This is a genomic window from Paenibacillus sp. J23TS9, from assembly GCF_018403225.1.
In the GTDB taxonomy this organism is placed as follows: Bacteria; Bacillota; Bacilli; order Paenibacillales; family Paenibacillaceae; genus Paenibacillus_AQ.
Window position 1 is genome coordinate 3019818 of sequence record NZ_BOSG01000001.1, and the last position, 24478, is coordinate 3044295.

17 protein-coding genes and 1 pseudogene are annotated in these 24478 nt (G+C 48.6%); 5 read left to right on the forward strand and 13 right to left on the reverse strand.

Features of this window, described 5'->3' with window-relative positions:
• Positions 1-23 precede the first annotated feature (23 nt).
• From KJS65_RS14205 to KJS65_RS14260, 12 genes and pseudogenes are all read right to left on the reverse strand, one after another.
• Positions 24-1424 carry an ABC transporter substrate-binding protein gene (locus tag KJS65_RS14205; RefSeq protein ID WP_213650368.1) on the reverse strand — a complete coding sequence of 467 codons (1401 nt, stop codon included), beginning with the start codon at positions 1422-1424 and terminating at the stop codon, positions 24-26.
• 46 nt (positions 1425-1470) lie between these two features.
• The gene (locus tag KJS65_RS14210) at positions 1471-1938 is read right to left on the reverse strand and encodes a NanQ anomerase/TabA/YiaL family protein (protein ID WP_213650369.1); all 468 of its coding nucleotides are present in this window, start codon (positions 1936-1938) and stop codon (positions 1471-1473) included.
• A 257-nt stretch (positions 1939-2195) separates the two neighbouring features.
• Positions 2196-3398, reverse strand: coding sequence for a response regulator transcription factor (locus KJS65_RS14215; RefSeq protein ID WP_213650370.1), 1203 nt, complete (start codon positions 3396-3398; stop codon positions 2196-2198).
• On the reverse strand, positions 3388-5175 hold the full coding sequence (locus KJS65_RS14220) for a sensor histidine kinase (protein WP_244864517.1): 1788 nt from the start codon (positions 5173-5175) through the stop codon (positions 3388-3390). Before KJS65_RS14220 ends, KJS65_RS14215 begins: the two co-directional genes overlap by 11 nt.
• 194 nt (positions 5176-5369) lie before the next feature.
• Complete coding sequence (locus tag KJS65_RS14225) at positions 5370-6230, reverse strand: C40 family peptidase (protein ID WP_213650371.1); 861 nt, start codon at positions 6228-6230, stop codon at positions 5370-5372.
• Positions 6231-6539: 309 nt separating this feature from the next.
• A pseudogene (locus KJS65_RS14230) lies at positions 6540-8101 on the reverse strand (glycoside hydrolase family 43 protein).
• 27 nt (positions 8102-8128) lie between these two features.
• Entirely contained in the window at positions 8129-9097 is a 969-nt protein-coding gene (locus KJS65_RS14235; RefSeq protein ID WP_213650372.1) for a pectinesterase family protein, read from the reverse strand.
• Between the two features lie 54 nt (positions 9098-9151).
• The gene (locus KJS65_RS14240; protein ID WP_374706189.1) at positions 9152-10042 is read right to left on the reverse strand and encodes a dienelactone hydrolase family protein; all 891 of its coding nucleotides are present in this window, start codon (positions 10040-10042) and stop codon (positions 9152-9154) included.
• A 3-nt stretch (positions 10043-10045) separates the two neighbouring features.
• A complete protein-coding gene (locus tag KJS65_RS14245) occupies positions 10046-11416 on the reverse strand; it encodes a glycoside hydrolase family 28 protein (protein ID WP_213650374.1) in 1371 nt (456 codons plus the stop codon).
• 43 nt (positions 11417-11459) lie between these two features.
• A complete protein-coding gene (locus KJS65_RS14250) occupies positions 11460-12575 on the reverse strand; it encodes a glycoside hydrolase family 88/105 protein (protein WP_213650375.1) in 1116 nt (371 codons plus the stop codon).
• 102 nt (positions 12576-12677) lie between these two features.
• Positions 12678-14192, reverse strand: a complete 1515-nt coding sequence (locus tag KJS65_RS14255; protein ID WP_213650376.1) for an extracellular solute-binding protein — start codon at positions 14190-14192, stop codon at positions 12678-12680.
• Positions 14193-14258: 66 nt separating this feature from the next.
• Complete coding sequence (locus KJS65_RS14260) at positions 14259-15191, reverse strand: ABC transporter permease (RefSeq protein WP_213650817.1); 933 nt, start codon at positions 15189-15191, stop codon at positions 14259-14261.
• Positions 15192-15504: 313 nt separating this feature from the next.
• On the opposite strand from KJS65_RS14260, the gene KJS65_RS14265 reads away from it, so the two are divergent.
• Complete coding sequence (locus tag KJS65_RS14265; RefSeq protein ID WP_213650377.1) at positions 15505-16389, forward strand: carbohydrate ABC transporter permease; 885 nt, start codon at positions 15505-15507, stop codon at positions 16387-16389.
• Between the two features lie 183 nt (positions 16390-16572).
• Here KJS65_RS14265 and KJS65_RS14270 read toward each other — a convergent pair whose 3' ends face one another.
• Positions 16573-18816 (reverse strand): helix-turn-helix domain-containing protein, encoded by a 2244-nt coding sequence (locus KJS65_RS14270; RefSeq protein WP_213650378.1) that lies wholly within the window; start codon positions 18814-18816, stop codon positions 16573-16575.
• Positions 18817-18981: 165 nt separating this feature from the next.
• Between KJS65_RS14270 and KJS65_RS14275 the strand changes: the two genes are divergently transcribed.
• From KJS65_RS14275 to uxaC, 4 genes are all read left to right on the forward strand, one after another.
• Positions 18982-19977 (forward strand): LacI family DNA-binding transcriptional regulator, encoded by a 996-nt coding sequence (locus KJS65_RS14275; RefSeq protein WP_213650379.1) that lies wholly within the window; start codon positions 18982-18984, stop codon positions 19975-19977.
• A 100-nt stretch (positions 19978-20077) separates the two neighbouring features.
• A complete protein-coding gene (locus tag KJS65_RS14280) occupies positions 20078-21487 on the forward strand; it encodes a tagaturonate reductase (protein WP_213650380.1) in 1410 nt (469 codons plus the stop codon).
• Between the two features lie 11 nt (positions 21488-21498).
• Complete coding sequence (locus KJS65_RS14285) at positions 21499-22986, forward strand: UxaA family hydrolase (protein WP_213650381.1); 1488 nt, start codon at positions 21499-21501, stop codon at positions 22984-22986.
• Positions 22987-23075: 89 nt separating this feature from the next.
• The gene (gene uxaC / locus KJS65_RS14290; protein ID WP_213650382.1) at positions 23076-24476 is read left to right on the forward strand and encodes a glucuronate isomerase; all 1401 of its coding nucleotides are present in this window, start codon (positions 23076-23078) and stop codon (positions 24474-24476) included.
• Positions 24477-24478: the final 2 nt, after the last annotated feature.

Genomic DNA, 24478 nt, shown 5'->3' on the forward strand with positions numbered 1-24478 from the left:
ATGGTTGTTTACATTTTACTAAGTTACTTTTTGAAAATAACAGAGCTTTCTTTGGCCTTCTGGATGACTGCGTTGCCTTTCGTCTGGTAATCCTTGATCGCTTGGGCAGGTGTTTTTTCACCAATGTACATCGCTTGCAGCTCCGGATACAGCACTTGTCTCAGTTCGCTGTAGCCAGGTACATTGCCCGTGAAGTTGAACAGGTTGGAAGCATTGGCATCATACGCGGCAAACAGTGGGTATTTATCTTTGAATTCAGCTGCCACAGAACTTCTTACAGGAATACTGTTCTTGGAAGATTTCACGAGCTCTGGATCGGTGGAGAAGAATTTCACGAAATCTTTGGCCACCTGGGTTTTCACTGCATCCCCAGTTTTGAATACAGATGCACCAATGACATAAGTGAAGGAAAGCGGCGATCCGCTTGAGGACGGAATGTTCGCAAGACGGATATCAAATTTTGGTGCTTTTCCAGCTTCCATATCTGCCTTTGAGTTGTTGAACAGCACCGGATTGGTGAAGCTGATCGCAAGCTGCTGGTTCTGGAACATCGCATTGGCATCGTTCGAGGATACGGATTCCGCACCCGGGTTCGTGTAACCTTCGCTGTAGACCTTTTTCAGCCATTCGGCCGCCTTGATGCCATTCTCGTCATCTACGGTGATGTTGCCCTGGTCATCAAAGAACTTGTTGCCGAACATCCGCAGATAAGCCAGGTTCCAAGTATCGCCCTGATTGTTCAGCGCGTACAGCCCCATTGGGTATGAGCCTTTCGGCAGCTTTTCTTTCAAGGTCTTCAGGATCTTGTCGTAATCGTCCATCGTCCACGTCTGGATCGCATTCGTGTCACCTACGTAGCTGTCGAGGCCCGCAGCCTTGAACATATCCGCATTGTAAGCCAGCGTGCCCGGATTATGGGCGAACGGATAGAAGTACACCTTGTCGCCGAAGGTTACGTTGTCCCAGTACTTCTGGTCGATATCCTTCTTCGCTGCGTCGTCGACGATATCATCGAGCGGCTCCAGCGCTCCACGATGCACGTAATCGCCCATAGCGAATACGCTTTCAAAGAAGATGTCCGGCGGCGTTCCGCCATTCAGGTTTACGTTCAGCATTTCATCACGCTGATCTCCGGCGATGACCTGAACATTCACCTTCACGTCATGCTTGTCATACTGCTTCGAGAATTTGTCTGCCGCATATTTGAAAAAGCTGTCATAATCCGCGTTTTGCTCCGAAGCATCCATAACGCCCTTCCACTGCGGAGTCAGCCACAGATTCAGCTCTACTTTATCTTTTTTGCCGGAGGAGCTGTCCCCGCTGCTGCTGTCTGCATCTTTTTGTCCGCCGCCAGAGCATCCAGCAAGAAGCGACATCACAACCAGCAATGCTGTTGTTGCCGATAACATACGTTTTTTTAACATCGAATAATGCCCCCTTTAAATCTTTGTCGTTTAAGTGTATTAGACTTTAAAATAAGTTCCGATTGATCTTGATGATGACCTTTCTGACATCGGATGGCTCGGCATCGGTCAAGCCCGGCCGGTGTATATCCTCCGGAAACAGGACGGTGTACATACCTGGCTTCAGCCTGATCATGGATTCGGTTTCCAGCTCCGTAAACAAGGAATAATCTTCTTCCGGACTGCTCTCAAACGGCTCGGTTCGATCATTCTGCAGCTGCCAACCGATTGTTTCCTCACCCTCAATCACATAATGAATGTCGAGGAAGCACTCATGTTTCTCTGCGAATTGCATCGAAGCCGGCTTGGTTTGGATTCTCGAAATGATGGCAAACATGTCTTGTCCCCAAATCGGATATTTTCCTTCTTCGAGAATGCTGTAATCCGTCTCTTGCAGGTAATCAATCGCCTTTCGAAGTACCGGATGCGCGAATTCTCGTTCCTTTGCCCAATGCTCTAACGATCCGACGATCATGCTGCGGGATTCCTCCTTCTGGCTGAGTTAAGGCCTTTCAAGGTCCTGCCTTGAGGTGAAAGGCTTATAGGAAAAGTATAGCCGTGAAGAAAACGAACAAACAGGAACAAAATTATCAGCTTTATATTCAAGATTTTTAAAACGCTTACATGGAGGTGACGCACACATTCATTTTTTTAGGAAAGGATGTTCACTATTTTTGGATAGGTGAGAAAAAACAAATCCTCCTGCGGATGCAGGAGGGTCAGATAAGCGCGCTATGCTTTCGTTTTCTGGAACTGGGAGCGGTATTTTTGCGGGCTCACGCCCTTGAGCTTTTTGAAGATACGCCCGAAATAATTGATGTTCTCGTAGCCTACCTGCTCGGCAATCAGATAGCTTGGAAGGCTTGTTTCCATAAGCAGGCTCGTCGCCTGATCAATGCGCATCGTGTTGATCCAGTCGGTAAACCCCATGCCCGTTTCTTTCTTGAAAATCGTGCTCAGGTAGGTTTCGCTGATGTTGATCCGTTCGGCCGCCTCCTTCAGCGAAATATCCCGGGTCAGATTGTCCTTGAGATAGGTCAGCAGCGAATTGATATCCTCGCGGGATGTCAGCTGCATGCCCTGTTCCAATATGCCGGATTTTGCCCTATTGTAGGCGGCGGGAAGCTCCTCCCATGCCGTGAGAGGCCCCGCTGTTTCTGCCCGGAGCGTAATGCCGAGCAGCACCTGCGCGGAGCTCACCAGCCCGCTAATCTGCCTTCCCAAATCCGGCAGCTGCTCTTCCGGCACCGCCAGCAGCGCGGCGATGTCGCGGTTGTCCATTGCAAGCGGGTGGCTGTCCAGCAGGGCTTCCAGCTCGGTTTGGACCAGATGCTCAAGCAGCTTCATGGCGGATGCTTCCGGACCCCCGTCGCGCGTATTGAGCACATGCAGCAGCAGGAGCATGCCTTGCGGCCGAAGCTGAAGACTCGCAGGCACGGCGACATCCGCCGGATTCCCTGCCAGAAAGCCGCGAACACATTCTGTTACCTCATCCGAGCGTAAATTCAGACTTTCGGCGGCATAAGCGGCATCTGGCTTCGCCTTTCCGCTGCCGCGTCCGATTTTCCCGGCAGATTCCACTAAGAGGTTCAGCAGCTCATCCGGCTTCATGGAGGTTTTCAGCATGTAGTCCTCGACGCCGAGCTTCATCGCGCTTCGCACGTAATCGAACTCGTTGTGGCTGCTCAGTACGATGATTAGCATTCTCGGGTATTTGTCCCTCACCTGTTCGATCAGCTGAAGCCCGTTCATCCGCGGCATCACGATATCCGTAAGCAGAATGTCGGGCACGTTCTGCTCGATCAGCTCCAGTGCCTTTTCCCCATCGGGAGCGTCCCCGATAAATTCGAAATCATGCTTTTCCCAATCGATTAACGATTTGATTCCTAAACGGACCAGCAGTTCATCATCAACCAGCATCACTTTAAGTGTCATCGCCAATCCCCTTCTGAACTTTTCTTATCGGCAGCCTGTACTCAACGGTCGTTCCTTCGCCTTGTTCGCTATCTAGACGTACGCCATAGGTATCTCCATACTGGAGCCGGATCCGGTCATGGACATTTTTGACGCCGATCCGCTCCGGCAGGGGATCCGCCGAGCCGGCTTCGAGCCTGCCGCGGATCTCCTCCAGCTTCTCCGGTTGAATCCCGGTGCCGTTATCCGCAACCCGGAGCACGAAATCGTCCCCGTCATGCCATGCCTGGATCGTGATCAAGCCCATTCCCGTCATGTTCTGCAATCCGTGTACCAGGCAGTTTTCAATAATCGGCTGCAGCATAATATTGATGACTTCCTGATCCATCAGCTCGTCGGGAACATTGATATTAAGGGATATTGTATCAGGGTGGCTCATTCTCATCAAAGCCATATAATTCTCGATATAATCGAGCTCCTGCCGCAGCATGATCAGGCTGCCTCCCCTGCCAATGCTTCCTTCCAGGATGCCTCCCAGGTTCGAGAGCATATCACCCACATCCTTGTCGTTGCGTATATACGCCATCCATTTGATATTGTTCAACGTATTCAGCAGAAAATGGGGATTGATCTGGGCTTGGAGCGCTCGGAAGCGCATGTCTTCCTTCTGCTCGTATTCCTCCTTGACCCGTCCCAGCAGTCCGCGTATTTTTTTGACCATTTTGTTGTATGTCTCGATCAGAGATGAAATCTCCTGCGGACCGGTAACAGCAATGTTCGAGTAAAATTCTTTGTCCTCCAATTCCCTCATTTTCTTTCGAAGCAGCTTTAAAGGTTTGGATATGCTGTACGCAATCGAAATCGTGATGAATGAAAAGACGACAAAGATCGCAAAAAAGATCAGTATGTTCGCTTTACGGATATCAAAGATCTCTTTAAATACCGTGTCATAAGGCACAATCTGAATGATCTTCCAGCCGTTGATTCGTACCGTATCGTAGTTGACAATCCACTTCTGCCCTTTTTTTTCGATAATTTGCTGCCCCCGTGTGGACCTCCACACTTTCGGCATATAAGCTTCCTGCAACAAGCTTTGCCCAATTTGATTCTTATTCGGACTGGAGACGATCGTTCCGCTGCTGTCCACCAAATAGGTATCCCCTTCAAGTCCGGTTAGATACTTGTGGATGTCCTCCTCCCTTACGCTGAACACGATCATGCCGGTATTTTTGTTGGTTTGAAGCTCGGTAATGGTCTTCACCAGCGTAATGAGCGGCTTCCGGTCGGCATACATCAATTCCTTATTGTTAAACATCCATTTCAGTTGATATGGCTTTCCCATCATGTCCTGATACCATTTCGAGTCTAAATAACCATGCAGCAGCGGATCAAACATGTAGCTTGTACTGATCCAGTTGCCTTCCCGGTCAAAAAGAGTGACATACGTATTGGAAAAATAAGAGCTGAACAGCCGGTTCAGTACGGTGTCATTCAAACGGAGCTTTTCATATTTACTGTAGGATTCAGGATCCTTAAGCAGCTTTGTGATACTCGGATTGATCGTAATATTAACGGAGGATTGCAGCATCTCTTCCAGAAACAGCTGGACGTTGAAATTCACCAGATACAGCGCGTCTTGGGCAGAGCGGCCGATTTTACTTTCAATGACCTTTTCCAGAGGCTTATCCATAAAATAGAAGGTTAGTAGAAAGGGGATAATCAGAAACAGCAGTATGGAGAAGAAGATCTTATTACGGATCGAATTCAAACGGCTCCATGTTTTTTTCAGGTTTCCCATCGTACTCGCTCCCTTTGACTTGCTGCAGACTGAATTTTAGTGATTTGTAAGCGATATCATGCCAGATTTCAATTATAGGGGCAGTATAATCTTTTATGCAAGTGTACTTCAGTTCCATTATGTACTAGAACGATGCAGCTCCACACATGGCAAAAAAAGAACCGGGGTTTCCCCAGGTCCCTTTACTTTCGAAATTACTTCAGCACGCTGCCTCCATATAAGAAGCGATACTTCCACGAATTCGTAAAGTCCGTTATGACGACGCCGCCGGCTTTCTTGGAATATGTATGCAGGAGCTTACCATCCCCCAAATAGAGAGCCACATGCGTGATCCGCTGCTTGGATTTGTCGATACCTTTGTATGCGGAGCTGCTGGAACCTTTGTAGCTCATGAAGAAGACGAGATCGCCGCGCTTCAGCTGGTTCGTGGAATACACGGGGCTGCTTTTTTCCTTGATCCAAGAGCCCTGCTGACGGGAATCGGCAGGAAGCGTAAGGCTCGCGCCTTCTTTAAAGATTTGCCGGATGAAATCGGAGCAGTCGAAGGTCGTTGTCGTATTGCGGTCCGATCCGAATTCATACGGCGTTCCCAAGTATTTCATCCCTTTTTGGATCACTTTTTCAATGACTGCCGAAGCAGATTGAGCAGGTTTGGACGCAGACGAAGAGCCGTTATTTTGCGAATTCGAAGATCCTGAAGACGAGTTCGAAGACGATGAACCTGAAGATGCCTTTCCGACGCGAATATATTTATCGGCCGTACTGATATATCCGGTTTTGCCGGCCGCGGTTTTGATTTTATAAAAATAAGAGGTGCTCTTCTCCAGTATTTTCACCTGTTCGCCAGCTTTGACGTAGCCGAGAACATGGCTGGACAAGGAAGGCTTGTCTCTTAATCTTACCGTTGCTTGAATAACGCCCGTTTGCGAAGTCGAAGCCGATTGTACGACTGCCTTGGAGGCTGCTGCGTGAGAGGGGGATGGAAGAATGAGGGCTGCCGACACCGCTGCGGTAATCGCCAGGCAGCCGAGCAGGCTTTTCTTGATGTTAATCATGTTGTTCCTCCTTAAAAATTACAATTTTGTAACCAAGTAGATATACCTCTGCCACAAGCAGGATAGCTACCGTTCTATGTCCCTCATTATCTCAAAGCTGAAACATGTTTTCATAGGGCTTTTTTCGCGTAATACCGCTCCAATTTATGGTTAAACATAGGCCCTTAGTCCTTTTTATTCCTGTAATATGGATTTGCAGGAAAAATTACTATTTTGTCATTTTTAATATTCATTCACGCAAATGCAAAAAAAGCACATCCGGTTCGATGTGCTTGACGGTTGGAATTGTCATTCGCTTCTCTTCATCTATTACTCTGTACCCTCATAACGGAAATAGGAGAAATCGGCATGGCTTCCCCGGTACTGATTCATGTCATGGGCTGCAATTCCTACGAAGTTCCCCGTAAAGCCTCCACACAGGAAGCTGATATTTTGCGTTTCCTGCAGCGGTCTCCAACCCTCTTCATTGGACATGCGGTAATGAAACTGTGCCTTCGTTCCGTCAACGTCGACCGCCAGATGCACTGGCACATTGTTTTCAAGCGGTGTCATCTCAGGCAGCAGAACGAACTCATCCGCTGCACACCGCATCATTCGCAGTACTTTACCCTGTCCCTCATCATGGCTGATATAGGCATATACATAATTGTCTTCATTCAAATACAGCAGCAGACCGGCCAGCTGCAAATAGCTTGCGGGTGCATATTCCAGAGCTGTCTCCGCCCTGAATCGCATGTCCGTCTGCCGGATCGCCACGAGATGATGGCGGAACAGGCTTTGAGGTGATTCCCCGGCCATGATTCGCAGATGTCCTGGCCGCGCGCGGAGCGAGCACCAGCTGTCATCCGCCAGGATCCGCAGCGTATTCCAGTTCTTCTAAGCTCTAATCCGCCGAATATATCCTCAAAAACGGTTACCGGGTCCGCATTCTCCACATCCTGGATTTCAAGCGGCGCAGGCACTTTCAACTGCGGTTCATGGCCACCAGAGGTTAAACGCAGCCAGCCGTCTTCATTCCAGTACACCTGCTGCAAAGCCGTCTCCCGTCCCAAAATGGCGTATTGGCCTTCAATGGGACGCGTGCATAAATGTGCCATGTACCATTCACCGCCCGGAGTCTGTACGAGACTGCCATGTCCCGCGCATTGAAGCATCAGGTCCGGCTGGTCCCGGGAGGTTAGCATCGGATTCTGCGGATCTACCTCATACGTTCCCAGCAATTTTTTCGAACGGGCGACAGTCACGGCATGCCCCGAACTGGTCCCGCCTTCTGCTGTAATCAGATAATAGTACCCGTTTTGCCTATAGATATGGGGTGCTTCTGTTTTCTTAAGCCATGTACAATCAAACAGCTTCTGCGGCTCGCCTACGAGGCACTGAAGATCGGGGTCATATTCCTGGATGACAATGCCGCTGGATTTGTTGCCTTCCGTTATGCGGTAATCCCATAATGCATTCAGCAGCCATTTGCGTCCATCTTCATCATGAAACAAGGAAGGGTCAAACCCGCTGCTGTTCAAGTAAACAGGCTCTGACCAAGGCCCTTGTATGGTTGGCGCCGTCATCACGTAATTATGTACATCCTTAAACGGACGCTTGGTGCTTTTTACATCCGTATAGACCAGATAAAATAAATCATCATGAAAGCTGAGCTGCGGTGCCCAGATGCTGCAATTTTTCGGATTCCCCCGCAAATCGACCTGTTCGGTCAGAAGATCCGTGCAGTGCTCCCAATGCGCCAAATCCTGTGACTGATATACCCGCAAACCCGGGAGCCATTCAAACGAAGACACTACGATATAGTAGATGTCTTCTACACGCAATATACATGGATCCGGATTAAAACCTTTCAGGATCGGGTTCTGAATCATACCGCTTTTTGTTATAACTGCCATGGTCTACTGTCCTCCCCATTTCCAAAAATCCGTGCCGGAAAACACATGCCCTTTATCTAATGGTACATCTTCTGAATCCGAGCATACCACCCACGAAACACGCTTCTCCTGTACAGCTCCTGTGACATGAACACCATATTCCCTGTAACGAACCGTTTGTTCATTGCCCGGATGATTCCAATTATCCCAGCCAAGCGGATGAATATGCCTGCCCAATCGGCAGTTCACGAAATCCGTTTTGGCATGCTCACGCCATGGGCGTCCCAGGTAAACGTTGGTCACGCCCTGCTCCGCTGTCAGACAGCAATCCCTGAACACATAACCAAACTCTTCCCCACGGGGTGTAGATGCCGCTGTAATATATCCTGCGCTATGATTATTTTTATGGCGTAGACTGCGGATTTCACATTGATCAAAATATGCTGTTGCTCCGCCGAATATAAAATCGACCGTTCCTTCGATACAGCAATTTTGGTACAGCTGGCGGTATTGGACATGGCTTTCTTTTATAGGAACTCCGCCAAATGTCTTCCTCTCTTTGGGCGCCGGAGGCAGCGGACCTGTAAACAAGGTATCCTGATGTCCTTTGAAGCTGCAGCTGCGAAAAATAGTTTCGTCGCAGTGCGCATATACCGCAACCGCCTGACCTACTTGATCTCCCTGCCCCGCTGTATTTGCGATCACGAGATTTTCCAGAACCAGCCGGCTGCCGCCCAGAAATAAGGTAGGCGTCGCAAATGTCCCGATTTCTTCGCCCTTTTCATCCTTCTCCTTGGCGTAACGGTTCATGGTGATTTCAACCAGTCCAATGCCGAGGATCCGCAGATTTGAACGATAGATCCGTACCGCCTCTTTATATACGCCAGATAAGATGAACAATGTTTCTGTAACACCGGAAGGCAGCCGCTCCAGTGCATCTACTGCCTCCTGGATCGTATGAAAATCGCAATAGGCTTCTTTTCCTACGAGCATGGCTTGTTGGTTCCTTTCTTTTACCTTAATCACTCATCGGTAATGTTTCGGACTTTACAGATGCTTTGCTAAAAATTGCTGCCACTTCGTCCGCATCTCCAAGGTTTCCATGTGTCCACCAGTGGCGATCACAGGCTGCCAATGCTCCGTTTTCCCTGCAGCCTGATAAGCTTCATGCAATCCGTCCGCCAAATGTTTTACACCGTCAATGGGGCACATCCGGTCACTTCGTCCGACCAGACTCATCCGTGGACGGGGCGCAATTCTAGCCTGAATATCCAGCGTTGTAAAATGCTTGAGCAGTCCCGGAACATAGGAATAGAAGCCATGATGGTCCAATCCCCTTTTGGCAATTAGAGTATGGGCGTCCACCTGTCCACATATATCGATCGTGACCTGAATCCGCGCGTCTAATGCTGCCAGCCACCATGCCATGAGTCCGCCCATGGACATGCCCAGGGTCGCGATCCGTGAAGCATCGATGTCGTCCCGTGAACACATATAATCGACCATACGGCGGTTGTCATACAGCATCATGCCCCACATGACTTGGCCCTGCCACAGCATCTCCTTCACCAGCTCACTCTCCGTCTTGCCGCCGCGTTCGTTAAAGCCCCACATGTCGATGCAGCAGACGGCATACCCCATATCCGTTAACACTTTGGCAAAGGAAGGCTGCTGCAGATATGAGCTGCCATGAAGCATTTCCTTACGTCCATTCGTGTAATTCCCTCCATGGGAATGATTAAAAACAACTAATGGAAAAGGTCCTGTGCCTGATTGCGGCTTGGCGAAATACGCCGGTACCCGCTCAATACCGTTTAGATCCAGCAGCAGAGATTCCAACAGGTATCCGTCGTATTCTTCCCGCTTCAGCAGCTCTGCTGAAATGGGGCTGTCTTCCGGCTGTTCGCCTAATAGCTTCTTAAGCTGATCCTGTTCCATCATTTAAGCTTCCTGTTCACTCAGATCTTCGTCTGAAGGAGCCATCGTAACCCGTTCCACGAGTGTTTCAGCCCTGCGCGTGTTCCTCGAACGGCATTGCATAACCTCGACAGCTTCCCCATTTTCGATATAGAAAGCCGGACCCTCGTGATTCTCAACCGTCACCTGCCGGAATCCCACATCCCGCACATTGCCTAAATAAAAGCCCCGGTTCTTCATGTCCTGAATGCCTGACATCATCGCTGGACGTCCCGGAATCGCATTCTTCGCCATCGAAATATCAATATCCGAAAACGTGATTTCAGAAATGTATTGCTCAGCCAATCCATAAATGAAGCCCGCTGCCGCATGGACATTACGTGCCGTTATATTAGCAAAATGGATCCGCCGAAACGCCGGAGTCTCATCGGTAACCGGATATGGATGCTTATCCCAGACATATTTGTCTTTGCCGCGGGGTCCGCAGAAATAGTAAAGGTTCAGGATAAACGGGCAAATGACGTCTTCCATCACGATATTGCTGATCCGGATATCCTCGACGATTCCTCCGCGGCCGCGTCTGGACTTCAATCGGATACCGCGGTCGGTTTGCTTGAAAATGCAGTTGCTGATCGTGACATTACGGATATCTCCGCTCATTTCGCTTCCCATCACAACGCCGCCGTGCCCGTGGACCATGGTACAGTTGGTAATCGTAATATTCTCGCAAGGGATGCGTTCCACTGTATCCTCGGTTCCTGCCTTTATGGCAATGCAGTCGTCTCCTACATCGATGTGACAGTTGCTGATACGGACATGGCTGCAGGATTCCGGGTCGATGCCATCTGTATTCGGTGAATCGGCGGGATTCAGAATCGATATATTATCAATTGTGACATTGCTGCAGCAGATCGGATTCACGGTCCAGCTCGGGGAATTCTTCAATGTCACATCCTTGATTGTGATCCGGCTGCAGTGATCCAGACTGATTAATTTAGGTCTTGGATAACGCAGCTCCTCCGGCCGGTTCCGTTTCTTATCCCACCACGGCTGGCCGTTCCCATTCAGAGTGCCGCTTCCGGTAATCGATACGTTTTCCAGGCCCTTACCGTAAATACAGGAAGCATGCACTTCCTGCAGTACGCCTTCCCACCGGGATTCCACAACGGGATAGTCCTCAGGATTCGAGCTGAAGGAAAGCACCGCGCCTGGACTCAGATGGAGTTCAATATGATCTTTCAAGAGAATAGCTCCTGTGTGGTAGGTGCCCGCCGGAATGTATACAGTACCGCCCCCTGCTTCGCTTGCCGCTGCAATCGCCGCCGCAATGGCCTCCGTGACAGGCTCCGTACTGTCTCTTCGAGCGCCGAAATCCGTAATATTGTAAAAATGCATGCCCGTTCCTCCTCTTCCTCAGAATTCATCCATGACAATCGTTTTATCGTTTCAGCGCTTCATATTCACCGCATGCCTGCAGGAAAGCTCCCAGACCCTTTTGATCATTGGTCACGATAGGCTCGCTAATATAATAGGCATAGGTGCCATCCCGCTGATCAGCACCGCCCAAACCTGCCACCTGGCAGTTTTTATTCAGATTCACCCAGCCTTCTTTCGTTTCGAGTACAAATTCCGCAATCAATCCGTGATATGCCCGGTCCAATGTTTCATACCAGCTGTCATCAAGCACACCCAAGCGGATACCTTTGGCTAAGGCATACACGATCATGCTGGAAGCGGAAGCCTCCAGGTAGTTTCCTTTACGGCTCCCTTGATTTAGCACCTGATACCAGACACCACTGTCAGCATCCTGGTATTTGCGGATTGCGGTCAACGTATCATTCAATATACGAGACAGCTCCTTATAATCCTGATGGCTCTCCGGCAGCAGTGCTAACACATCCACCAGCGCCATGACAAACCAGCCCAAGGAACGCCCCCAGAAATTCTCCGACAGTCCCGTTTCCGGATGACACCACGGCTGAGCCCGCTTCTCATCCCATGCGTGAAACAGCAGTCCTGTTTCCGCATCCTTCGTATGCTGTTCACAAAGGATGAATTGCCTCGTGACATCCTCCGCATTCTTGCCATCTTCAAAGGCGAGCACATACTCCAGATAGAACGGTGAACCCATGTAAAGACCATCCAGCCAGATTTGGTATGGATAGATTTGCTTATGCCAAAACGCCCCTTCCGATGTCCGGGGATGCGACTGCAGCTGACTCCTTAACAGGACGGCCGCCTGCTTATATTTCTCCTGCTTCGTTTCGTTGTACAAGACAAACAGCATTTTCCCGTTATTGATATGATCGATATTATATTCATCCAGGCGGTAGCCCTTGATCATGCCGTCTTCCTGAACAAAATAGTCCATGTTGTCCTGGATAAACTGGAAGTATCTGCGATCGCCGGTTTGATTCCACAGCAGCTCAAAGCCTTTGAGCACCACTCCGTAATCATAAGACCATTTGCCTTGATAACCTCTGTCCTCGTATAGCTTGGGTGTGCGTTCCATAATGGATTCGGCCGCTCTGAGGGCCCAGCTTGTTTTTTCCATGATGACCTCCTGAGTGAATAAATAGGTCCTAACCCCAAGCCAGGCGGATAGGACCGTATTTTCTAATTTGATATAAGTAATAGTGACTGCTCCATTTTCCTCTTACTTCTTCACGGCTTGGTAAGCAGCTTCATATTCGGAGATGATTTTGCTGCCGCCGGATTTCTTCCAGTTTTCCACCGCTGCCTTGAAATCATCGATTTTGATTTTGCCGAGAATGTATTTATACGTAGCGTCGGTAATGATCTTTTGCAGCTCCGAGCCTTGGGTTGTGTAGGTTTCCGATTCCAGGGAATAGGCCGGGTTGAGAACCGCATGTTCTGCATTTTCCTTGATGAGCTTATCCGACTCTGCTTTTAACGGATCCGCATCATGAATCTTATAGCCGGTTTCGTTTGGACGGGAAGAAGCAAACGGCTGTACTTCCTGCTGCCACAAATCCTGGTTGGTGATCGTTGCCGCGTCATTCGCGTCCACAGAATAGTGAACTCCTTCAATGCCGTACGTCAACAGGGCATACATATCATCATCCATCAAATCGTTTACGAATTTCAGAACCCGCTTCAGCTCCGCTTCGTCCTTCACCTCGGATTTCGGGAAAGCCAGCAGGCCTCCGATTCCATTGTTGGCAGCCCAGATCGCACGGTCAGCCTCATTGCCGGTAGGGGTAATGTTATTGACCAATACCAGCTCCATGTTATCTTGAACGCCTTTGGCCATGTTTTTTAGGTTTTTGCTGTCAAACAAGGCTCCAACGTAAATTCCGGCTTTGCCCTGCGCAAATTTCTGCTGCTGATCTGTCTTCGCAGTAACGGCAAAGTCCTGATTGATGTAGCCGTTATCGTACAGCTGCTTCATGTAGTCCATCGTTTTTACATATTCCTCGGTGTCAAACTCCGGCGTCATTTTACCGTCGTCACTGACTTTCCAGTTGTTTGGTGTGCCGAAGTATGAACTTAAGGTTTTGAAAGCGCCATAAATCAAATCGCTGCGGTCCATGAAGCCGGTTGTATCCTTTTTACCGTTGCCGTCGGGATCCTGTTCGGTAAATGCCTTGGCTACCGCCATCAGCTCATCTGTAGTTTTGGGGACGGCAAGGCCAAGCTTATCCAGCCAATCCTTCCGGATGACTACCCCATTCCGTGCCAGATCCTTTTGGAATGGTACTCCGTACAATTTGCCGCCAATGGAAGCGGATGTCCGGGTATCCTGCGATATTTTTGCCAGGTTAGGAAACTCATCGAGATAAGACTCAACTTCCCAGAACATGCCTGACTTCAAAGCATTTCTCACCGAGGAATTATCGAGTATGGTCAATGTAACAATATCTGCAAGGGAATCCGAAGCCAGCGACGTATTGATACGTTCCTCTTTGGAAGCATCCGGAACCCAGGAGAACTTAACTTCAGCGTTTGTCTTTTCCTCAATTTTTTTAATGACTGTGTCTGTCGGGGGTGAAGCGGTATGTAGAATGTTCAGCCAAGAGATGTTTGCTTTTACGTTGGGATCGGCGGCATTGCCGGAAGCCTCACCCGTTTTACCCTTATCTCCACAAGCAGTTAGCAGCAGTCCGCAGCAGATTGTGAGCGCTGCCATTTTCTTTACCATGAGTTTCATTTACATTTCCCCTTTTCTCAGGATTTTGCAAAATCCTTTTTATGTGAAGCAAAGTGAATCCAGTCATTAGTACACGCCGTCTTCCCCAAGTTTCTTGGCAAGCTTATTGGAGGCCATCACCAGAATCAGGCCCACCACGCCTTTGAAGAGACCCACAGTCGTACTGAAGCTTAACTGGCCATTCCTCAGACCGGCTGTGTAGATGTAGGTATCAAAGATTTCCGCAACCTCGCGGTTTAAGGAATTGAGCAGCAGATACATATGTTCAAATCCCAGATCAAGCGTGCTGCCGATCTTCAGAATGAGGAGCGTAATGATAACTGGACGGATCGCAGGCAGTGTCACATGCCAGGTTTTTCGCAGTCGCCCTGCGCCATCCATCTCTGAGGCTTCATATAGCTGTGTATCTACGACCGTGATGGCCGCCAGATAAATGATCGTTGACCATCCCAGCTCCTTCCATATGACTTGTCCGATATATACGGTCCGCAGCCATTCGGGTGAAGTCAGAAAGCTGATCTTGTGAAAGCCGAGTGCGGCAAGCGCTTCATTCAACAATCCGCCGTCCACCGTCATGAATACGTAGGTGATCGAAACGATGATGACCCATGACATAAAGTGAGGAATGTAGATGATCGTTTGAATCGCATTTTTAAACAGCTTGTGCCTGACTTCGTTCAGCATCAAAGCCAGAATAATCGGAAGCGGAAAGAAGATGACAATATTCAGTGCAAATAGAACTAATGTGTTGCTCAGCAGCATGAAGAAGGTTGGTTCTGTAAACAATCGGATGAAATGCTTGAATCCCACCCACGGGCTGCCTGTAATTCCTTGATAGGGCTGGTAATCCTGAAAGGCGATCACGAGTCCTCCCATCGGCAAATATTTGAAGATCATAAAATAAAGCACGCCAGGCAGAATCATAAGATACAGCAGCTTATTCCGTTTTAGCCCTTCCAGATGTGTTAAACGTTCCTTTTTCGCGGGTTTAATGTTCATGTTCACTGCGGCAGTACTTGTATCCTTCACCAAGTCGACCTCCTTGTTGTTCTGTACGATTCCTAGCTTAGGCGGTTTTGAATATTCCGTACATAATCATTTCATGATAGCGATTACAAAACGGCATAACCACGCCGTTTATCGCATCCTCATCTCATGTAATGATCACGATACAAGATAATGATTATGTTCCTTATTTACAGATTTCATCCTCGGATTTGCCCGATTGCCAACACCTCAGAATGTGATTATATACGTAACTCCTTCTCCTTGATAAAGTTGCCATGTATTCGACTACAAGGAGGACAAACATATGCCACAATCCTTACGAAAAAAAGAATCCGTAGGCAGTATTCTATTTACCATTGTAAATACCACGTTATTGATCCTGATAGCCCTGGCTTGTCTCTTGCCCTTCATCAATGTACTGGCCAGCTCGTTTGCTTCAACCCAGGAAGTGGTGGCCAAAAAGTTCATATTGTTTCCTACCACTTTCTCTTTGGATGCTTACCGGTATATTCTCTCGACGCCGACGATTTTTAAAGGATTGGGAGTTTCGATTGGAGTTACCTTAGCAGGTACGCTCGTGAGTATGTTTTTAACAGCTCTCATGGCCTATGGTTTATCACGCCGGTATCTATATGGAAGAACTGCGGTCAACTTTATTGTCGTATTCTCGATGCTTTTCAGCGGCGGAATGATCCCTACATTTTTGGTTGTCAAAAGCATGGGATTGATCGATTCCTATTGGTCCTTAATACTTCCTGTCGCGATTAATGCCTTCAATATGATCATCATGAGAAACTTCTTCCAGGCTCTGCCGGACAGCTTGGAGGAATCCGCCAAAATTGACGGCTGCAATGATTTTGGAGTGTTCTTTAAAATCATGCTGCCGCTGGCGCTGCCATCGATTGCCACCATCTCTCTTTTCTATGGTGTGGCTTACTGGAACACCTATATGAATGCTATTCTCTATATTACAGACTCAAACAAATGGCCAATTCAGGTTCTGCTCCGTCAAATCGTTATTGTCTCCAGCGGCATGCAGGCAGAGAGCACATCCGTCGATGTGGTGCCTCCTGCCCAAACCATTAAAATGGCGGTCATCATGGTCGCAACGCTTCCGATGCTGATCGCCTATCCTTTTGTACAAAAACACTTCGTCAAAGGAGCACTGCTTGGCTCGGTCAAAGGTTAAACCCTTTAAAAACAAAGAGGTCTTGTTTCCGCAGTCTTTTTCTGCAGAAAACAAGACTTCTTCGTTATCCGGCTCAAGGACATGGGGATTCGTTCTAAATGGAGAGAGCGGAATCGTACTGAAGTAACAAAAGCGTTATCGGTCAGAGGGATAATCCTTCACCGCTCTTGAATCATTGCTCTCCTACTGGGCCTGCTTCACTTTGCGGTAAGAGCCGGGAGTAACCTGCTCCTTCTTGCGGAATGACCGGATAAAATTTTGGGAGTTATGGTACTGCAAACGTTCGGCGATATCCTTTATAGTCATATCCGTCTCAATCAGCCATTTCTTGGCCATTTCAAGCCGGTAGTTCATCACATATTCACTGAACGTCATGCCAAACTCTTTCTTGAAAATACTGCTCAAATAGTTGGGATTGTAATGGAGGCGGTCAGCGATCCACTCCAGCGAAAGCTCCTGATCGTATTCCGCTCGGACGATGGCAGCTATTTTTTCTGAAAGGGAACGGAACTGCTGATTGGTCTTTTCTTTCATGCTTTTGACCATCGGCAAAATGACTTCCTGCACCAATATGCGTTCAATTTCCTCCGGATTACGAATATCGAGCAGCCGGTGGTATAAGGCATGATTATCCTGCGTCATCAGCACTTCTACACCCAGAAGCTGCTCCAATTGAATCAGATTATTCACAAAACGCACCAGCGCCACTTCAAAGTTCATGGAGTTTTTGTTCTTCGTCATCATTTGAGCCAGTAAGGGATAGAGAAATCGCGGAACCTGTTCTTCGTCCCCTAACCGGATCGCATCAAACAATTGGGACTCCAGCTCAGCCGGATAATGGAGCAGTACCGGACCGGACACGACCATCGAAATATCTTCATAGAATATAATGGATTCCTTGCCTAAGTTTAAACGGTGATGCAGTGCTTGCTTGCTCATTTCGCAGGCTTCCTTGCTTTCCCACAGATGCTCGTACGTTTGACTGATGCCAAAACTGACGGATACCTTCAGGTATTCCCTCACAGTCTTCATAATCGCCTTGGCATCATCCAGAACCTGCTTTCGGATCTCCTGTTCATTGCTTCCCGCGAACACCAGGATGGTCGCTTGCGTTTTGTCATTCAAAATAATCGGCAGCAGCCGCGACTCTTTTGGTACGATTTCTTCTATCATTTTGTTAATGGCCAAAAGCAGCAGATCCTTATCCGACGCTTCACGGTCACCATAACTGTCCATTTGGATCAGCATTGTTACATAACGGGGATCCCTGATTTTCTCATAACCGAAACGCGGCATGATCCGCTCCAGCTCTTCGGGTGAAATCCGGTTCCGGAACAGATTCAGAATCAATTGGGTTTCCAGCTGCGGCAGCTCAGCTTCAATGAGGCTCTCCAGATTTTCTTTCTCGGTGACGATCGTATCGATGGAGTGAAGAATCCACTCGACTTCATTTTTAAAGGATGAATGCGAATTTTTGGGCAGGCTCCGCTGAATCTGTTGTATGGGTTTATTAAAATAAACGGAGATCAAATAAGCGATCACAATAATGAATACCGTGATGACAAGTCCCATCAAGATCAAACCGTATTTGGTCGTTACAAGCGCTCCCGAAATTTCCTTCTGATCCAGTAACGTGACATAAATCCAGTTGTTATAAGTGGATCTGGAGTAGATGGCTTTGACCGACTGGGATTTGGGGTTGCTGATCGTCACCATGCCTGTCCGGTGCTCTGTGCCGATCGAAGCCAAGATGCCTTGGAGCTGCTCCCGGGTTAGCCGGTTATCGTCTGGTCCTGTTTCATACATCAGCTCTCCCTGCTTGTTCAGAATGAAAACGGGGGTGTTCTCTTCCGTTTTGAGCGTATGGTCAAGAGTTTGCAGTGAAATATCCGATAATGCAATCGCCTGCTTTTTCTTTGAAAACACAGGCAATGTGTTCACAAAACGGATGCCATTATTCGTTTTCATCCAAAATAATCCCCGGTCCTGACCGTTAATATAGGTTTCATATAAGTTCTTACGGTCATTGTCTGTCAAATAAGACAGCTTGCCGTCCGATATTTGCCAGTTCTGATCCAAGCTGATGAGCGAATATTCCGTTCCCTCAAGACCCATGGTTGCGATATAGTTCAGCTGTGTATTCACATTACGATAGGCTTCAAAATCCTGTTCTGTAATCGGGTTCTTTACCACGGACTCAAACGAGCTGGTGGTGCTGTATGTATTGAAGGCGTACTCAATCGTTTGGATTTTTTGTTCCAGGGTATTCTTCGTTTGGGATATAAAGCTTTGCTTGCTGTTCGCGACCCGGTCGATGACCGAATGGGTGGTATTCAGATAAATATAGCTTCCGAAACTGACGACAAGTCCGATTCCAAGTACAAGAATAGGAATGAAGGTTTTGTAAAACATGCGCCCTTTTTTCATCAGAAATGCTCCTTTAACCCGTTATCATTATCCAATTATAGCGTTTACATTGTGAAGTTGACAAACATTTTTCACGTGTGCATTTTTCTTGGAATTTCTTGACTTCGGAAAAATCAGAACTTAAACTAAAATCGTGAACAACATTATTCCTTACAAGAGGTCAAGATGATTACGATAAAAGATATTGCACGCGTCGCCGGAGTTTCCCACACAACCGTGTCCAGAGCGCTAAACGGCAACCCGCTCATCAAGAAGGAAACCCGGGACAAAATCGAAAAAATTGCTGCCGAAATGAATTACATCCCTAATTACAGCGCCAAAAGTCTTGTGATGAAAAAATCGTATACGATCGGATTGTTCTTCTCCAGTATTGATCAGGGAACCTCCGCCAGCTTTCTCGTCGACGTCATTAAGGGGATCCATCTTGTCCTGGATGAAAACTACAGCTTGACGGTTCATGGGATAGACGGGATTCATCATTTCGATGCGATTCTGCCCCAGCGCTTTGATGGAATTCTGGTCATGAGCCAAAGTGACGCGGATAATGCCTTTATTTATCACGTCAAAAAAATGGGCATTCCACTCGTCGTATTGAACCGTCATTTGGAGGATCCGGGCATTATGAATGTCGTGGCCAATGACCGCGCTGGCGTGAAAGAAGCCCTGGATTATGCAATCACGCAGGGTCACCGTCGTTTTGCAATCATTGAGGGGAAAGCCGGTTTCAAATCATCAACGGAACGCAAGCAAGGCTTTATGGACAGCTTAATTGCCCACCGCCTTCCGCTCGTGCCTGAATATTTTGCAGCAGGGGATTATGGTGTAGAGAGCGGCTATTCGGCGATGTGCACTTTACTCGCTCTGCCAGAGCCTCCCTCGCTCGTGTTCTGTGCAAATGATGACATGGCGATTGGTGCCATGAACGCTTGCTATGCCAAGGGAATTACGATTCCCGCACAGCTGTCGCTGATCGGATTCGATGATATTTTATTTGCCCGTTACACGAATCCCGCTCTTACGACCGTTCATAAACCGGTTGCCGATATCAGCAAGCTGGGGACGACGAAGTTGATCGAGCTCATGCAAGAGCCGTCTGCCGTTACTGAGCAGCTGTTTGTCAAAACGGCGTTAATGGTGCGTCAAAGCGTGGCCTCGGTATAACACCAAGTTCTTATCTGAAAAAGAGGAACCCCTCTTTTTTTATACAAAAATGTTAACGTGTGCAAATTACCATAACTTCATGAAAAGGAGATTATGCAGGATGTCGCAACAACTTTCTAAAAGCACTTATCCCCAATTCCCCTCTTATCCGGAGCGCATCATTCAATTTGGAGGCGGGAATTTCATGCGTGCCTTTGTAGACTGGCAGCTGCAGCAGATGAACGATCAGGGACTTTTTCAAGGCAGCGCCGTTGTCGTGCAGCCGACCGAACATGGGCTTAGCGGGCTGATGGCCAAGCAGGATTGTCTGTTTACCGTGCTTTTAAACGGCATTTTCCAGGGCGAGCCCGTGAGTTCCCATGAAATTGTGACCAGCATCAGTCGTGTTATTAATCCCTATACCCAATATGATGATTACTTGGCATTGGCTGAAGACGACGGGCTGGAGTTTATTACATCCAACACCACCGAAGCCGGGATTTCCTATCATGCCGGGGACCGATCGGGAGATATGCCTCCTAATAGCTTTCCAGGCAAATTAACGGCGCTGCTTTTTAGGCGGTTCGAACTTAAAAAAAAGGGATTTGTGATCATCCCCTGTGAACTGATTGACCGTAACGGCGAAAAATTGAAGCACCTTGTACAGCAGTATGCGCAGGAATGGCAGCTTGGGGAAGCTTTTTCAATCTGGCTTGATGAGGAAAATACCTTTTGCTGCAGCCTCGTGGACCGGATTGTTCCTGGCTATCCGCGAAATACCGCCAAGGAACTGGAAATCAAGCTGGGGTACCTGGATGAACTAATGGTCACTGCCGAGCCTTATCTCTTATGGGTCATTGAAGGTCCCGAATGGATGTCCGAACGACTTCCTCTTCATAAGACGGGGCTGAGCGTGATATTCACCGATGATATGACGCCTTACCGGGAGCGAAAGGTTCACCTGTTAAACGGCCCCCATACGGCTATGGTGCCCCTTGGCCTGTTAGCAGGACTCGAAACCGTTGAGGAGATCATGCAGGATGAATGCTTTTCCCGTTATGTGCAAGAGCTCATGGAGAACGAGCTTGCTCCCATGCTGGATATGCCGCGGGAGAATGTTCTCTCTTACGCCAAGGACATTCAGGAGCGCTTTAAAAATCCCTTTATCCGGCATGAATTAACGTCGATCTCGCTGAACAGCATTTCCAAGTTCAAAGCGCGTCTGCTGCCGATTCTTCTCCGTTATCAGCGGGTAAAAGGAGAGCTCCCTCCCCTCATCAGCCTCTCCTTTGCCGCATTACTGCTTAGCTACCGGGGAGACCGATTGACCCGGCAGGATGTTCCCGATGTACTTGCGATCTTTGATAAAGCTTGGAGCACCCCTTCCTCCTTCGTCACTACAATTTTGAAAGAGGAAAGTCTGTGGGGAGAAGACTTGTCGACAGTTCCACATCTTGTCCAGGTGATCGGTGAGCATATCCATCAGCTGGATCACGCAGGCAGCCGTGCTGCTCTGCAACAACGGGTTTAGGGAGGATTCATATGAAACCATGGCTGAAAATGAACCCCCGGGATACGGTCGCCGTTGCCTTACGACCTATTGAAGCCGGGGAACAAATGATTGTCGATGACCAAGCACTTACTATCGCTTCGGACATTCCGCAAGGTCATAAAATTGCGCTGATCCGCTTTGTACCCGGAGAAATGATTACCAAATACGGTTACCCGATCGGTCATGCAACGGCTGCCATTGAGCCCGGTGAGTGGGTGCATACACATAACATCGCAACCAATCTGGCAGGAGAAGAAGCGTATGAATACCAGCCGGAGCTGCACCCGGTTACCTATCCGGTCCGCAGCTTAACCTTTGAGGGGTATCGCCGGGCCAGCGGCAAAGTCGGTATCCGGAACGATCTGTACATTGTTCCGACAGTTGGATGCGTAAATGGCATAGCCGAGCAGATCCTCCAGGAATTCAAAGCACGGCATCCAGATTTTGGGGCTTTTGATAATATCACAATCCTCAAGCATCCATACGGCTGCTCACAGCTCGGCGACGATCATCGCCAGACCCGCAGCATACTGCTCGATGCGGTGAACCACCCTAACGCCGGCGGTGTATTGGTCTTCGGGCTTGGCTGCGAGAACAATATCGTAACTGAATTTCGCACCATGCTGGGAGATTACGATGAGGAACGCGTGAAATTTTTGGTGGCGCAGGAGGTTGGCGATGAAATCGAGGCGGGGCTGAACCTGCTGGAAGAGCTCTACGTGACCGCACAAGGCGATCATCGTGAGCCGGTTCCCGTGAGTGAATTAAATGTAGGTCTGAAATGCGGCGGTTCCGATGGATTTTCCGGCATTACGGCCAATCCGCTGCTCGGCGCTTTTTCCGACTTTCTCATCTCTCAAGGTGGATCAACGATCTTAACCGAGGTTCCTGAGATGTTCGGTGCCGAAAAGATGCTGATGGCACGCGCGCAAAGCCAAGAGGTTTATCATGACATTGTTTCTTTGATTAATGATTTTAAGCAATATTTCCTGTCGTATGGCGAACCGGTTTATGAGAACCCTTCCCCGGGCAATAAAGCAGGCGGCATCAGCACCCTGGAGGACAAATCGCTGGGCTGCACACAAAAGGCTGGCAGCGCGCCGGTAGTCGACGTGCTGCAATACGGCGAGAAGCTCCGCAAAAAGGGGCTCAGCCTGCTCCAAGCTCCAGGCAATGATCTCGTAGCCTCTTCCGCACTTGCGGCATCCGATTGCCATCTGGTTTTGTTTACAACCGGACGCGGCACGCCTTTTGGCAGCTTTGTCCCAACGGTGAAGATCGCGACCAACAATGAGCTGTTCGCCAAAAAAGGCCACTGGATGGATTTCAATGCCGGTCCGCTGCTGGAAAAACCGATGACCGAGGTTCTGGAGCAATTTATAGCTTACATTATTGAGGTCGCCAGCGGCCGGAAGACCCGAAATGAACATAATGAAGTCCGCGAGCTGGCTATCTTCAAAACCGGAGTTACTCTGTAAAGGAATATCTAACCGTGCTCTCATCGCAGACAGACCGCTATGCTCATTTTTGCAATCCTAAAATCCCATCATGCAAAGGAGCCTTCCATATGTTTTTAAACGATGACTTTTTATTATCTACTGACACAGCTCGCACCCTGTTCCATCAATATGCCAAGGATATGCCTATTATTGATTATCACTGCCATCTGGATCCGAAAGAAATTTATGAAAATAAGCATTTCCGCAATCTGTGCGAGGCCTGGCTCTCCGGGGATCATTACAAATGGCGGCTCATGCGTGCCAATGGCATTCCGGAGTCACATATTACAGGCGACGCTTCAGATTACGATAAGTTTATGGCGTGGGCGGTAACCGTCCCCAAGACGGTAGGCAACCCCCTATACAGCTGGACGCATCTGGAACTCCGCCGTTTTTTTGGTATCGATGAGCTGTTAAATGAGGAATCGGCACCACGCATTTGGGAGGAAGTAAATGCCAAGCTTGCCACATCTGCATTTCAGCGCCGAAACATCATTAAGAATGCCAATGTCAAAATCGTTTGCACCACAGACGATCCCGCGGATTCCCTTGAATATCACCAGCTTCTGAAAAAAGAAGAGCAGGATTTCCAGGTACTTCCCGCGTTTCGTCCGGACAAAGCGCTAGGCATCGATGCCCCTGGCTTCACCGACTGGCTGCGGCGTTTAGAACAGGCTGCCGGAAAAGAGGTCCTTTCCTACGCATCCCTCGTCGATATTTTAAAGCAGCGGGTGGACTTTTTTCATGAACAAGGCTGCCGGCTCTCCGATCATGCGCTGGATACTTTGCGCTATCAAGCAGGTGATTCCGAAGCTGTGGAGAAGATTTTTGCTAAAAGACTTGCAGAGGAGGGATTATCCCAAGAAGAGGTTACCATCTACAAAACCGAGCTCTTAAACACGCTGATCGGATTCTATCATGAAAAGGACTGGACGATGCAGCTGCATCTGCATGCTTACCGCAACAACAATACTCCGATGTTTAATCGGCTGGGACCGGATACAGGCTACGATGGTTTGAATGATTTGCCGCTGACCGGGTCATTATCACAACTGCTCGACCGCGCCGAAAGCGGGCAGGGGCTGCCCAAAACCATTCTCTATTCTTTAAATCCTAACGATTATCCTTCGCTGCTGGCATTAATGGGCTGCTATCAAAAAGACACGCCAGGTAAGCTGCAATTAGGCTCTGGCTGGTGGTATAACGATACCCGAAACGGCATGCGCCAGCAATTAACCCTATTTGCCGACAACAGCCTACTCGCCCGATTCGTAGGTATGCTTACGGATTCCCGCAGCTTTCTGTCTTATACGCGCCATGAGTATTTCCGCCGGGTATTATGCGAGCTGATCGGTGAATGGACAGAACGCGGCGAAGCACCCGACGACATGGAACTGCTCGGTCGGATGGTAGAAAGTATCGCATATCACAACGCTTCGGAGTACTTTGGATTTCAATCCGCTGATTAAGG

What these genes read in the sequence shown, in the direction of transcription:
- KJS65_RS14205 (WP_213650368.1), bottom strand. Translation starts at nt 1,424, where the DNA reads ATGTTAAAAAAACGTATGTTATCGGCAACAACAGCATTGCTGGTTGTG.
- KJS65_RS14210 (WP_213650369.1), bottom strand. Translation starts at nt 1,938, where the DNA reads ATGATCGTCGGATCGTTAGAGCATTGGGCAAAGGAACGAGAATTCGCG.
- KJS65_RS14215 (WP_213650370.1), bottom strand. Translation starts at nt 3,398, where the DNA reads ATGACACTTAAAGTGATGCTGGTTGATGATGAACTGCTGGTCCGTTTA.
- KJS65_RS14220 (WP_244864517.1), bottom strand. Translation starts at nt 5,175, where the DNA reads ATGGGAAACCTGAAAAAAACATGGAGCCGTTTGAATTCGATCCGTAAT.
- KJS65_RS14225 (WP_213650371.1), bottom strand. Translation starts at nt 6,230, where the DNA reads ATGATTAACATCAAGAAAAGCCTGCTCGGCTGCCTGGCGATTACCGCA.
- KJS65_RS14235 (WP_213650372.1), bottom strand. Translation starts at nt 9,097, where the DNA reads ATGCTCGTAGGAAAAGAAGCCTATTGCGATTTTCATACGATCCAGGAG.
- KJS65_RS14240 (WP_374706189.1), bottom strand. Translation starts at nt 10,042, where the DNA reads ATGGAACAGGATCAGCTTAAGAAGCTATTAGGCGAACAGCCGGAAGAC.
- KJS65_RS14245 (WP_213650374.1), bottom strand. Translation starts at nt 11,416, where the DNA reads ATGCATTTTTACAATATTACGGATTTCGGCGCTCGAAGAGACAGTACG.
- KJS65_RS14250 (WP_213650375.1), bottom strand. Translation starts at nt 12,575, where the DNA reads ATGGAAAAAACAAGCTGGGCCCTCAGAGCGGCCGAATCCATTATGGAA.
- KJS65_RS14255 (WP_213650376.1), bottom strand. Translation starts at nt 14,192, where the DNA reads ATGAAACTCATGGTAAAGAAAATGGCAGCGCTCACAATCTGCTGCGGA.
- KJS65_RS14260 (WP_213650817.1), bottom strand. Translation starts at nt 15,191, where the DNA reads ATGAACATTAAACCCGCGAAAAAGGAACGTTTAACACATCTGGAAGGG.
- KJS65_RS14265 (WP_213650377.1), top strand. Translation starts at nt 15,505, where the DNA reads ATGCCACAATCCTTACGAAAAAAAGAATCCGTAGGCAGTATTCTATTT.
- KJS65_RS14270 (WP_213650378.1), bottom strand. Translation starts at nt 18,816, where the DNA reads ATGAAAAAAGGGCGCATGTTTTACAAAACCTTCATTCCTATTCTTGTA.
- KJS65_RS14275 (WP_213650379.1), top strand. Translation starts at nt 18,982, where the DNA reads ATGATTACGATAAAAGATATTGCACGCGTCGCCGGAGTTTCCCACACA.
- KJS65_RS14280 (WP_213650380.1), top strand. Translation starts at nt 20,078, where the DNA reads ATGTCGCAACAACTTTCTAAAAGCACTTATCCCCAATTCCCCTCTTAT.
- KJS65_RS14285 (WP_213650381.1), top strand. Translation starts at nt 21,499, where the DNA reads ATGAAACCATGGCTGAAAATGAACCCCCGGGATACGGTCGCCGTTGCC.
- uxaC (WP_213650382.1), top strand. Translation starts at nt 23,076, where the DNA reads ATGTTTTTAAACGATGACTTTTTATTATCTACTGACACAGCTCGCACC.